The sequence below is a fragment of the Spongiactinospora sp. 9N601 genome, from assembly GCF_044326295.1.
GTDB lineage: Bacteria > Actinomycetota > Actinomycetes > Streptosporangiales > Streptosporangiaceae > Spongiactinospora > Spongiactinospora gelatinilytica.
Genome location: NZ_JBIRBB010000027.1, coordinates 64,295 through 75,825, shown reverse-complemented (window position 1 = coordinate 75,825; position 11,531 = coordinate 64,295). Strand labels below are relative to the sequence as shown.

Genomic DNA, 11,531 nt, shown 5'->3' with positions numbered 1-11,531 from the left:
CCGAGGCGCTCATCCGCTGGGCCGCCATCGCGGGCATGGCCCGCCGCATCACCCGGGGCGGACCCGCACGACGCCAACCCCGCTACCTCTGCCCCTGACCCAGAAACGATCTTCTCAAACACGCACTCAGACGCCACGCTTCCGTTCCCGGAGATCGTGACGACGGCCCTCCGTCACCGCCTACGGGCTCATGATGACGCCCGGGAAGCCGCAGGCGACTCGTGGCAGGAAACCAGCCTGGTCTTCACGACAGCCAGTGGCCGACCGATCGAGCCGTCCAACTTCCGCCGCAGCTTCGCCAATGCCTGCGAGAAGGCCGGCGTGAGGAAGGTCCACGTCCACGCCACCCGCAAGACCTGCGCGTCCCTCTTGGTCGCCCTGGACGTTCACCCGCGTGTGGCCATGCAGATTCTCCGGCACAGCCAGATCGCGGTGACCATGAACGTGTACAGCGAGGTCTCCTCAGAGGAGACCCGCAATGCGCTAATACGCCTTGGCGACCAATTGGGCTAGTTCCAGTAGACGCTAACTTGATCGCAAGACAGGCATCACAAGCAGGTAAAGCCTAATTTCAGGCGAATTTCTCCGATAAGGCCCAGTACAACTAGGCGTTACATACAGCAATCTCTCTAATGGCAGGGGTGTCGAATCGCTTGCCCGAAAATTCGTACCTATCACCCTCAAGGGTAGCTCCGTACGCTTGAAGCTGAGCACCACTCAGCGGTATCGGATCAGTCCCAGGCATCCAATACATCCCCCCTTTCGCAACGAAGGCCGCCCAACCCTTATAAGGCCACACCTGAAACTTCGCTTCGCTACACGGGGGCACTAGCACTCGAACATATTGAATTCCATATTTTTTCGTATCGACCCATACAATCACGTCAATCGCCGCCGAATTCGCGTTTCGAATGACAACCCATCTGACTTTAGAGCCGAGGTAACCCAATACCGTTACACGTCCGACAAATTCGGCGTGACGACCAAGCTCGTCATCGCTTCGCTGCTCTTGCCATTGCCAAATACCAGTGAGGAAGATAACCGCGGTGAGTATCACTGCGGCAACACCGCTCTTACCGCTGAGCGCGCTCCCGCGCGCCGATTGCTGGTCGAGACTTGCCTTGCTATGAGAGCTTACTTTTTCGCCACCTGCCCCCCAGATGAGGAGAACGAATAGAACCCCTAAGATGATCGCACTAATAAGCAGAGACCATATCGGCGCATCACCCAAACCGAACGGAAGGGTGACGGGGGATTCTAGTAGCGCATCAATATCGAGCACCAAGAAATCCTTTGGGGAATCTGCGTCTGAGGTGTTGATTGCTCAACGAGGCGAAGGGAAGCACCAGTTCCCGATAAGGATCATACGTCTGCTGTGTCCAGGTTGCGGCAACTTGCGCACGGATGCCAGGATCGCGACCTAGCTACCTCGACGACCAGCTCGCGCCGCCACCGTTGCTGTACTTCGCTGCTGTACGGTTGCCTAGCTCTCCCCAGCAGCACGAAGCCCAGGCCGAGCAGGCGCTCTAACCTGGGCTGATGGTGGTGGAGCCTAGGAGATTCGAACTCCTGACTTCCTGCTTGCAAAGCAGGCGCTCTGCCAACTGAGCTAAGGCCCCTTGGAGGGTGGGTCTGACCTGCGGATACGCCAGGGTGGGCGGATCTGTGGTCGTTGTGCACCGCGAGCACAGCATATAACGCCTTCGCCGGCGGTGGTCGCTGGATTGGGTCAGCAGGGGGTGGGGGTGGGTTCGGTGGTGGGGATGGGGGTGAGGAGGAGGGTGGGGAGGTCGGCGAAGGTGTCGAGGATGTGGGTGGCGCCGCCGGAGAGGAGGCGTTGTTTGCTGTGGGCGCCGGTGAGGAGGCCGATGGCGGCGGAGGCGCCGGCGCGGCGGGCGGCGAGCATGTCGGACTCGGCGTCGCCGGCCACGGCTACGTGGCGGACGTCGTCGATGCCGAGGCGGAGGACGGCGGTGAGGATCATGTCCGGGTACGGGCGACCGCGGCCGGCGTCTTCCGGGCTGAGTGCGAGGTCGAGTTTGTCGGACCAGTCGAGGGCGGACAGCACGCGGCCGAGGGTGGCCCGGCTGAAGCCGGTGATGAGGGCGATCTGGATGCCCGCGGCCTGGATCTTGTCGAGGGCCTCGACGGTGCCCGGGACGGGGATGAGGCCCGAGCGTTCGATGGCGCCGGCGTAGGCGCGCTCGAAGGTGAGGTTGGCGGCTTGGGCCTGGGCCTCGTTGTCCGGGAAGATGCCGTGAAAGACGTCGATCTTCGGACGGCCCCGGGACCGGTGTACGTGCACCATGGCGCGAGCGTACGCGCCGGTCCCGGGGACTATGCCCTGGGTCGCGATCGCTTCCGCGAACGCGCGCTCCACCATCGCGATGTCGCCGACGGTGGTGCCCGCCAGGTCCAGGCAGGCCAGCTTTATGGGCGTGGCGATCGACACGCCTGCACCTCCGCTGTGCTCATGGACCGTCGGCGGACCCGCATTGCCTCCGCGGCGGTCAGTTCTCGCTACCGGTCGCCTCAGTCCACAGATCCAGCTCGGCACGGTCAGCCTGTACCTTGCGCCAGATCAGTAGCCCCCCGAGAGCGACCAGCGCCAGAACGAGCAGCTTCTTCACGGTGTGACCCCACTTCTTGACGGTCTCACCTGCCGGGGTGAGACAACGCCCGGTTCCATCGGTTCTTTGCAGCCTAGCAAGGGATCGGGCCAGAGCCCGGATTGCAGCCCGGTTTGCCACGATACGCCGTTACGACGATTCATGCGCTCGTCGTGTGACACGAGCTGATGGGCGATGGGTACGGTTGGTGGGTGGTAACGGCCTCTCCGGTCACGACGACCGCATCGGTTTCCGCGTCGCAACGCCTCGCCTGGCTGGACTGCCTGCGGGGGGTGGGCGCGCTCGCCGTGGTGGCCGAACACATGCTGCCCTATGTGGCGCCCGCGCTGCGGCCGAATGCGTTCAATCTCGGGATGTACGGCGTGCTGGTGTTCTTCCTGGTCAGCGGCTATATCATTCCGGCGTCCCTGGAACGCAAAGGCGATATCCGTGCGTTTTGGATAAGCCGGATATTTCGCCTCTATCCCCTCTACTTGCTCACCATCGCGGTCGTTCTCGCACTGTCGTGGTGGGTCCCCGTCCGGCCGCACGTACCGCGCGACCCCTCGGCCGCCGCCGCGCACGCGAGCATGCTGCTCGATGTGGTCCACCAGGCGGGGATGGTGGACACGATGTGGACGCTCTCCTACGAGATGGTGTTCTATCTGCTGGTCACGGCGTTGTTCGTGGCCGGTGTGCACCGCGCCAGCGGGCCGATCTCGATCGTTTTCGGGGTGGTGGCCATCGTGGCGGGGCTGCTGCTCAACGCGCCGCTGCTGAAGGGCACGTGGCCCGCGTACGCGTCGTTCGCGTTGTTCGCGGTGGGGATGTTCTGCCTGATCTCCGGATATCTCCGTACCATCGCCGCCTACATCCTGGGCGCGGTCGCCGTCGTCCTGCTCATGACCGGCAGCTATGTGCCGTGGCTGGCGGCGGCGATCCTGGCGTCGATGTTCGCGGGCACGGCGATCTACCGCTGGGAGCGGGGCGAGGCGTCGCTGTGGCCGGTACTGGCCACGGGCGTGCTGATCACGTTGAGTCCGTTCTGGTCGATTCACGCGGGTTGGTGGTGGGTGCAGCCGGCGGCGTGGACCATCACGATGGTGCTGGCGGCGGGGACGTTCGCGGTGGGGATGGCGTTGCGCCGGCGGCGGATTCCGAAGGTGCTGGCCTGGCTGGGGCTGATCAGCTACTCGCTCTACCTGGTGCATCACCCGCTGCTGAAGTACATGCTCACGGTCACCGGCAGTCTGCGCGACTCGGCGTGGCCGGTGCAGGCGGCGGCGGCGGTCGGGTTCGTGGCGGTGCTGCTGGGGGTGAGCTGGCTGACGTACCGGCTGGTGGAGGCCCCGATGCAGCGCCTGGGACGCCGGATCGCCAAACGTTACGCCTGACGCCGGACCGACGCGAGCCAGGCGCGGGGATCACGAGATCCGAACAGGGCGGTGCCGCTGACGATCCAGTCGGCTCCGGCGGCCACGGCGCGCATCGCCGCCTCGCGGGTGAGACCGCCGTCCACACCGACCATCCGGGCGAGGCCCAGCGACCGGGCCTGCCGCAAAGAACGCAGCGCCGAGTCCTCGAACCTGGCCCCCGCGTGGCCGGGAGTGATCGACATCACAAGGACGTCCAGCTCGGCGGGGGCCTCAGTGGGCGGGGTACCCGGGGAGAGAGCCAGGCCGGGGCGCGCGCCCCGGGCCTCGACGCGGGCGGCGGCCTCCCGCCAGCCGTACGCCTCGGCGTGAACGACGACCAGCTCGCAGAAGCCGGTCCAGGCGTCGACGTGGTCGAGCGGGCGGGTGACCATCAGGTGGGCCTCGGCGGCGAGGCCGGTGCGGGCGGTCAGTTCGCGGGCGGCGTCGGCCGTGAAACCGCCGGGGCGGGCGAACACGCCGTCGGTCAGGTCCCAGTGCAGGACGGTGAGTCCGGCGTCGCGCAGGCGTACGGCCTCGGCCAGGCGCTCCCCGGCCGGTACCGACCACAGCGACCCCGCGACCCGCACCGACCCGCGGGGACCACGAAACCCGCCAGGACCACGGGCCCCGCCGGGCCCCGCGGGACCACAGAGCCCGCCCGGACCACAGGGTCCGCCCGGCTCGGCGGGACTGGAGGCCCTCGCGGCGTTGCGCGGGAGGTCGTTCACAGGTCCGCCAGGGTGGCTTCGGCGAGGGCGCGGTCGGTGACCAGGGCGGTCAGGAGGCCGGACCTGGCCACCGCGCGGACCGCGCGGGCCTTGTTCGCGCCCGCCGCGACCGCGATGACCCGGGACACCCGGGAGAGCTGCCTGGCGCTGATGGACAGGCAGCGGTCGGCGAAATCGCCGCCCACCAGCCGCCCGCCGTCGTCCAGGAGGATCCCGGCGACCTCGGCCTGAACCCCCTGCGCGGTCAGTTCGCGCAGGTCGTCGTCGTTCAGGATGGCCCGGAGCTGGGAGATCGGCGGGTCCCAGGAGCCGACCGCGACCACGGCCACGGTCACCCGCTCGAACAGCGCCATGGCCTCGGCGACGTCGCTCTGCCGGCGCAGCGCGGCGGCGGTGGCGGCGTTCTCGACCAGCAGCGGCGCGAAGATCGCCCGCGCCCTGCCGCCCGCGCTCAGCGAGGCGCGGCGGACCACCTCGACCGGGGACTCGGTGAGGTCGGAACCGACCGCGCCGGTGAGCTGCACGACCGAGACCGGCGGCAGCGCGGTCAACTGCTCGGTCATCGCGGTCAGGGTGCGGCCCCAGGCCAGGCCGAGTACGTCGCCTTCGTGCAGGGTCTCGGTGAGCAGGGTGGCGGCGGCCGTGCCGACCTGGGTGCGGGCCTCGGCCTCGGTGCCCAGGGTCTCGACCACGACGGCCTCCTTGAGCCCCAGGTGGGCGCGCAGCCGTTCGGACAGGGCCTCGTCCACGAACCCGACGTCGCGCAGCGTGATGGTCACCATGCCGGTGGCCTTGGCCTGTTCGAGCAGCCGGGCGACCTTGAACCGGGACAGCCCCAGCTCCTTGGCGATCTCCACTTTCGAGGCGTCGTCGATGTAGAAGCGCCGCGCGACGGTCGCCAGCAGCCTCCGCTCAGCCAGGGTCAGCCTGCTCAGCCGAGCGTCGACGTCGCTCATCCTTTACCTCTTTACGACTGCATGGGTTGTTTGTCCGGATTGACAGAACATAGAGTACACAACCGAGCGCCTGTTGCGCTCAAATGAGCGGAGTCAAGTATGCCACTGGTGAAGTCACGCCGAATGCCGGACGAGGTCGGGATTTTGGGGATCCTGATCCTTGTCGCGCTCGTCATGAGCGTGCTGTCGGACAACTTCCGGACGTTCGAGAACCTGGAGATCCTGCTCCTCAACGGCGCGGTGATCGCCTTCCTCGCCCTCGGGCAGACCTTCGTGCTCCTGACCGGCGGCATCGACCTGTCCACCGGCTCGAACGTCGCCCTGACCGGAATGCTCGCGGCCGTCGTCATGCGTGAGGGGGCGAGCTGGCCGGTCGCCGTGCTGGTGGCCGTCATCGCCGGGGTCGTCGTGGGCCTGTTCAACGGCGCGGTCATCCACTACCTCCGGCTTCCGCCGTTCATCGTGACGTTCTCCACCTTCGGCATCGCCGCCAGCATCCCGCAGATCATGACGGGCGCGAAGTCGGTGTCCGTGGCCGACCCGCTGTTCGCGATCATCGGCCGCGGCGCGATCTTCGGCATCCCGATGCCGGTCTTCCTGGTCGTCGTGGCGGCGGCGGTGCTGACGTTCTTCCTCCGGCGCACCGCGACCGGCGTGCACATCTACGCGGTCGGCGGCAACGCCGAGACCAGCAGGCTGGCCGGGATCGGCATCGCCAGGACGACCATGCTGGTCTACGCGATCAGCGGGCTGTGCGCGGCCTTCGGCGGGCTGATCACCACCAGCCGGTTGATGGTCGGCTACCCGACCGCCGGTTCGGGCAACGAGCTGTTCTTCTCCATCGCGGCGGCGGTGGTCGGCGGGGTGAGCCTGTTCGGCGGGATCGGGTCGATCCCGGGGGCGTTCCTCGGCGCGGTACTGATCGCGACCGTCTCCAACGGCATGAACGTGATCGGCGTGGACAGCTTCTGGCAGCCGCTGGTGATCGGCGTGATCATCCTGCTCGGCGTCAGCCTGGACACCTACCGCCGCAAGCTCTCGCTATCCGACTTCTCCCGGCTTTTCACCAGATCGGGCCCCCCGACCACGCCCACCGGAGTCACCCCAGCACCCCTCGAAAACCTCGGAAACCTCGGAAACCGGAGGTAGCAGTTCAATGCAGCGACGTCTCACCGTGGCCGCGGGCGCGGCCCTCATCGCCCTCCCCCTCACCCTCACCGGCTGCGGATCATCAGTCATCGACACAGGCACCGGCACCGGCGAGACCAAGGCCGCCACAAGGCCCCAGGCGTGCGAGGCCGCCGAGAAGTACGTCGCGGTGGCGCTGCCCAACCTCACCAACCCCTACTACGTCGCGATGAAGCAGGGCTTCGAGACCGCGGGCAAGGCCGCCGGTTTCAAGATCGAGGTGCAGATCGCCAACGACGACGACGCCGCGCAGCTCTCGCAGGTCCAGGCGATGCTCCAGAAGAAACCGTGCGCGCTCGCGCTGAACCCGGTGAAGTCCGAGCCCGCCGCCGCCATCGTGCGGGCCGCCAACGACGCCGGGGTCCCGGTGTTCACGGTCAACGTCACCGTGGACCCGGCCGCGCTCAAGGCGCAGAACGCCTCGATCGTGCAGTACCTCGGCGCGGACAACGTCGCCGGCGGCGAGCAGGTCGCCGAGCAGGTCCTCAAGGACCTCGGCCAGGACGCCGAGCTGAAGATCGGCTTCATCACCGAGCCCGACGAGGGACCGGTGGTCGCCCGCGACAAGGGGTTCGAGCAGACCATCGCGGCCAACGCCAACACCAACACCAACACCAAGGCCGAGATCGTCGCCCGCGTGGACGGCAACGTGAAGCCGGACGACAGCCTCGCCGCCACCGCCGAACTCCTCCAGGGCAACCCGGGCGTGAACGTGCTGTTCGCCAGCACCGGCCCGGCCGCCTACGGCGCGATCCAAGCCTCGAAGGGCAAGGCCAAGGTCTACGGGTTCTGCGCCGCCGACCAGCCGCTCACCGACGACTACCCGGCGTGCGTCGCCCAGGAGCCCGAGGACTACGGCAAGCGGGTCATCGAGCAGATCTCCGGATGGCTCGGCGGGGCCACGCCGGAAGCGGAGATCCTGCGCCCGCTGAAGCTCTTCACCAAGGGCCAGACCCCCGCACCGGGTGAGGTGGGTTAGGTGGACACCGGGCGGGAGGGGCTGCGGGCCGAGGGGATCGTCAAGCGGTACGCCGGGGTCCCCGCGCTGTCCGGAGTGGACATCACCGTACGGCCGGGCGAGGTCGTCGGCCTGGTCGGCCACAACGGCGCGGGCAAGTCCACCCTCCTGCGCGCCCTGTCCGGCGCGGTCCGCCCGGACGAGGGCACGGTCAGCGTGGACGGCGAGCGCGTGCCGCCCGGCGGCCCCGCCGCCGCGCTCCGGGCCGGCATCTCGACCGTCTACCAGGAGCTGTCGCTGCTGCCCAACCTGACCATCACCCAGAACGTCTTCCTCGGCCGCGAACGCCGCCGCCGCGCCGGGACCTTGGACCGGGACGGCATGCGCCGCACCGCCCGGGACCTGGCCGGGCGGTTCGGCCTGACGGTGGACGTGGACCGGCCGCTCGGCCACTACCCGGTGGCCACCCGCCAGTTGCTGGAGATCGCCGTCGCGATCCAGCGCGACACCCGCTACCTGCTGCTGGACGAGCCCACCACGAGCCTTGAGGGCGGCCAGGTGGACCGGCTGCTGGACCTGCTCAAGTCCCTCGCCGCCGACACCGGGGTCGGCGTACTGCTGATCGACCACAAACTCGACGAGCTCTACACGGTCGCCGACTCGGTGGTCGCGCTGGTGGACGGCCGGGTGCGGATCGCCGGGCCGGTGGCGGAGGTGGACCGGGCGGCCGTGGTGGAGGCCATCGCCGGCGAGGAGGCCGCCACGCACATGACCGCGCGGGCGCGGCCGGCCGTACCGGCGGTCCCGGCGGACGCCGAACCGAGCCTGCGGGTCCGTGACCTGCGCACGCCCAGTCTGGCGGGGGTGACGCTGGACGCCTACCCGGGGCGGGTGCTCGGCGTCTACGGGCTGATCGGGTCGGGCCGCACGGAGTTCCTGCGCGGCCTGGTGGGGCTGGACCGGATCGACGGGGGCCGGGTCGAGCTGTACGGCGAGCCGTACCGGCCGCGCAGCCCCGCCCACGCGCGCCGGGCGGGCGTCGTCTACCTCACCGAGGAGCGCAAGATCGACGGCATCGTCCCGGAACTGGACTGCGCGACGAACGTCGTGCTGCCGGTGCTGAGCACGTTCACCCGGTTCGGGGTGCTGGACCGGCGGGCCATGGCCGACCGGGCCGCCCGCCTGATGGACCAGCTCCGGGTGCGCGGCAACCGGGCCGCGCCCGTGGTCGGCCTGTCCGGCGGCAACCAGCAGAAGGTGCTGCTGGCCCGCACGCTCGCCCAGGAACCCCGGCTGCTGCTGCTCGACGAGCCGACCAAGGGCGTGGACATCGGCGTCAAGGACGAGATCCACCGGCTGCTGCGCCGCCTCGCCGCGGACGAGGGCATGACGGTGATCGTGGTCTCCAGCGAGGAGGAGGAGATCCTGGACGTCGCCGACGACGTCGTGACGTTCGCCCACGGGCGCTGCGACGGCGTGACCCGCCCGGCCTCCGAACTCTCACCCGCCGCACTCAGGCACACCGCCTGGACCGACTCGACGAAGGGAACGAACGTATGACGGCCGTGGCCGATGAGGTGCTGCGCGAGGGTCGCGCGGCGGTACGCCGCGAGGCGGGCGGGGTGCTGGGCGTCGCCGACCAGCTCGACGAGACGTTCGTCGAGGCCGCCAGGTGGCTCTACGAGTGCCGGGGCAAGGTGTTCGTCACGGGGGCGGGCACCTCGGGTGCCATCGCCCGGCGGATGGCGCACCTGCTGGCCGTGTGCGGCACCCCGGCGGTGTTCATCCAGGCGGCGGACGCGCTGCACGGCACGATGGGCGCGGTCACCGAGGGCGACATCCTGATCGCGATCTCCCGGGGCGGCGGGTCCGGCGAGATCAACGACCTGACCACGCGGGTGCGCGAGCGCGGGGCCATGGTGATCGCCCTGACCGCCGACGCGGGTTCGGAGCTGGGCCGCCGGGCCGACCTGGTGGTCGAGCTGGACAGCCCGCCGGAGGTCGATCCGGGCGAGGTGATCGCGATGGGGTCCACGCTGGCGGTCGCGGTCTGGGGGGACGCCCTGGCCTACGTGCTCATGCGGCTGCGTGGTTACGGTTGGGACCGAGTACTGCACAGCCACCCGTCCGGCGCGGTGGGGCGGATCGAGCACGTCCCCGACCCGCTGCCCGCGCTGACGTTCGACGCCACGGAGAAGACCTGATCATGCCCCTCGTCGCGGGGATCGACAGCTCCACCCAGTCCTGCACGGTGGAGCTGCGCGACGCCGACTCCGGGGCGCTGCTCGGCAGTGGCCGCGCGCCGCACCCGGTGACCCATCCGCCGGTCAGCGAGCAGGACCCGGCGGCCTGGTGGGCGGCGCTGCGGATCGCGCTGGCGGGGGCGTGCGCGGCGGCCGGGGTACGGCCTGCGGAGATCGGCGCGCTGAGCGTCGGCGCGCAGTGCCACGGGCTGGTCGCCCTGGACACGGCGGGCGCGGTGATCCGTCCCGCCAAGCTGTGGAACGCCACCACCTCGGCCCGGCAGGCCGCCGCCCTGCGCCCGCGCGTGAACTGGCCGGACGCGATCGGCCTCACCCCCACGGCCGCGCTGACCATCACCAAGCTGGCCTGGCTGGCCGAGCACGAACCGGAGAATCTGACCAGGATCGCCACGGTCCTGCTGCCGCACGACTGGCTGACCTACCGGCTGACCGGCGAACGGGTCACCGACCGCTCCGACGCCTCGGGCACCGGCTACTACGCCGCGTTCGAGGGGCGGTGGCGGACCGACCTGCTGGCGGAGTTCGTCTCGGCGGACGTGGACTGGGCCGCGGCCCTGCCGCGCGTACTGGGCCCGGCCGAGCCGGCGGGCACGGTGAGCGCCGACGCGGCCCGCGAACTGGGCCTGCGGCCGGACACGCCGGTCGGCCCCGGCGGCGGCGACCAGCATCTCGGCGCGGTCGGGCTGGGCCTCGCCGAAGGGGACGTCGCCTACAGCCTGGGCACCTCGGGCGTGGTGCTGTCGGTCAGTACGCGCCCGGTGCGCGACCCGACCGGCTGGGTGGACGGCGTCGCCGACGCGACCGGCGGGTACCTGCCGCTGGTCTGCACGCTGAACGCGACCAAGGTCACCGACACGTTCGCGGCGCTGCTCGGCACCGACGTGACCGGCCTCGGCGAACTCGCGCTCGCCGCCGACCCCACCGACCTTTCCACCCGCCCGGCGCTGGCCGCCTACCTGGACGGCGAGCGGAGTCCCGCGCTGCCCGGCGCGCAGGGCGTGCTGGCCGGGCTGACCACCGGCACGACGCGCGAGGGGCTGGCGCTGAGCGCGTTCGAGGGAGTGATCTTCGGGCTGGTACGCGGGCACCGGGCCATCGAGGCCGCCGGGGTGGCCACGGACGGCGAGGTGGTGGCCGCGGGCGGCGGGGCGCGCTCGCCCGCCTACCGCCAGGTGCTGGCCGACGCCCTGGACCGGCCGGTGATCACCCGCGACGCGCCGGAGGCGACCGCGCGGGGCGCGTGCGCGCAGGCCGCCGCCGTCCTGCGCGGCGTGGACGTGCCCGTCGTACGGGACGCGTGGTGCCCGCCCGCCGCCACGGCGACCGGCCCGCGGCCCGGCGGCGGTCCGGCCGCGCTGGAGCGGTACCTCGCCCTCGCGACCACCATCACGACCTGATCCCCTAGCGAAGGAA

12 protein-coding genes and 1 tRNA gene are annotated in these 11,531 nt (G+C 70.0%); 7 read left to right on the top strand and 6 right to left on the bottom strand.

What is annotated here, in order from left to right:
* The first annotated feature begins 108 nt into the window (after window positions 1-108).
* The gene (locus ACH34R_RS41155) at window positions 109-513 is read left to right on the top strand and encodes a tyrosine-type recombinase/integrase (protein WP_397567046.1); all 405 of its coding nucleotides are present in this window, start codon (window positions 109-111) and stop codon (window positions 511-513) included.
* A 91-nt stretch (window positions 514-604) separates the two neighbouring features.
* Here ACH34R_RS41155 and ACH34R_RS41150 read toward each other — a convergent pair whose 3' ends face one another.
* The 4 genes from ACH34R_RS41150 to ACH34R_RS41135 all read right to left on the bottom strand — a co-directional run bounded on the left by ACH34R_RS41150 (window position 605) and on the right by ACH34R_RS41135 (window position 2,630).
* Window positions 605-1,282, bottom strand: a complete 678-nt coding sequence (locus ACH34R_RS41150; protein WP_397567045.1) for a hypothetical protein — start codon at window positions 1,280-1,282, stop codon at window positions 605-607.
* Window positions 1,283-1,543: 261 nt separating this feature from the next.
* Window positions 1,544-1,619: transfer RNA gene (locus tag ACH34R_RS41145), tRNA-Ala, on the bottom strand.
* Window positions 1,620-1,729: 110 nt separating this feature from the next.
* On the bottom strand, window positions 1,730-2,452 hold the full coding sequence (locus tag ACH34R_RS41140) for an HAD-IA family hydrolase (RefSeq protein ID WP_397567044.1): 723 nt from the start codon (window positions 2,450-2,452) through the stop codon (window positions 1,730-1,732).
* A gap of 58 nt (window positions 2,453-2,510) precedes the next feature.
* On the bottom strand, window positions 2,511-2,630 hold the full coding sequence (locus tag ACH34R_RS41135; RefSeq protein ID WP_013130296.1) for a DLW-39 family protein: 120 nt from the start codon (window positions 2,628-2,630) through the stop codon (window positions 2,511-2,513).
* Window positions 2,631-2,821: 191 nt separating this feature from the next.
* Between ACH34R_RS41135 and ACH34R_RS41130 the strand changes: the two genes are divergently transcribed.
* Window positions 2,822-4,003: an acyltransferase family protein gene (locus ACH34R_RS41130; protein WP_397567043.1), complete on the top strand. Its 1,182-nt coding sequence runs from the start codon at window positions 2,822-2,824 to the stop codon at window positions 4,001-4,003.
* On the opposite strand, the gene ACH34R_RS41125 is transcribed toward ACH34R_RS41130, so the two are convergent.
* Window positions 3,994-4,611 carry a hypothetical protein gene (locus ACH34R_RS41125; protein ID WP_397567042.1) on the bottom strand — a complete coding sequence of 206 codons (618 nt, stop codon included), beginning with the start codon at window positions 4,609-4,611 and terminating at the stop codon, window positions 3,994-3,996. The genes ACH34R_RS41130 and ACH34R_RS41125 overlap by 10 nt on opposite strands.
* 137 nt (window positions 4,612-4,748) lie before the next feature.
* Window positions 4,749-5,708 (bottom strand): sugar-binding transcriptional regulator, encoded by a 960-nt coding sequence (locus tag ACH34R_RS41120; RefSeq protein WP_397567041.1) that lies wholly within the window; start codon window positions 5,706-5,708, stop codon window positions 4,749-4,751.
* A gap of 108 nt (window positions 5,709-5,816) precedes the next feature.
* Here ACH34R_RS41120 and ACH34R_RS41115 point away from each other — a divergent pair, with 108 nt between their 5' ends.
* From ACH34R_RS41115 to xylB, 5 genes are read left to right on the top strand one after another with little or no spacing between them, the layout of a single operon-like run.
* Window positions 5,817-6,857 (top strand): ABC transporter permease, encoded by a 1,041-nt coding sequence (locus tag ACH34R_RS41115; protein ID WP_397567040.1) that lies wholly within the window; start codon window positions 5,817-5,819, stop codon window positions 6,855-6,857.
* Window positions 6,858-6,864: 7 nt separating this feature from the next.
* Window positions 6,865-7,875: a substrate-binding domain-containing protein gene (locus ACH34R_RS41110; protein WP_397567039.1), complete on the top strand. Its 1,011-nt coding sequence runs from the start codon at window positions 6,865-6,867 to the stop codon at window positions 7,873-7,875.
* Complete coding sequence (locus ACH34R_RS41105; RefSeq protein ID WP_397567038.1) at window positions 7,876-9,414, top strand: sugar ABC transporter ATP-binding protein; 1,539 nt, start codon at window positions 7,876-7,878, stop codon at window positions 9,412-9,414.
* Window positions 9,411-10,058: an SIS domain-containing protein gene (locus tag ACH34R_RS41100; RefSeq protein ID WP_397567037.1), complete on the top strand. Its 648-nt coding sequence runs from the start codon at window positions 9,411-9,413 to the stop codon at window positions 10,056-10,058. The genes ACH34R_RS41105 and ACH34R_RS41100 overlap by 4 nt, the downstream gene beginning before the upstream one ends.
* A 2-nt stretch (window positions 10,059-10,060) precedes the next feature.
* Window positions 10,061-11,515: a xylulokinase gene (gene xylB, locus ACH34R_RS41095; protein WP_397567036.1), complete on the top strand. Its 1,455-nt coding sequence runs from the start codon at window positions 10,061-10,063 to the stop codon at window positions 11,513-11,515.
* The last annotated feature ends 16 nt before the right edge of the window (window positions 11,516-11,531 follow it).

Coding starts and splice junctions, on each gene's coding strand:
- ACH34R_RS41110 (WP_397567039.1), top strand. CDS start 6,865: ATGCAGCGACGTCTCACCGTGGCCGCGGGCGCGGCCCTCATCGCCCTC.
- ACH34R_RS41120 (WP_397567041.1), bottom strand. CDS start 5,708: ATGAGCGACGTCGACGCTCGGCTGAGCAGGCTGACCCTGGCTGAGCGG.
- ACH34R_RS41100 (WP_397567037.1), top strand. CDS start 9,411: ATGACGGCCGTGGCCGATGAGGTGCTGCGCGAGGGTCGCGCGGCGGTA.
- xylB (WP_397567036.1), top strand. CDS start 10,061: ATGCCCCTCGTCGCGGGGATCGACAGCTCCACCCAGTCCTGCACGGTG.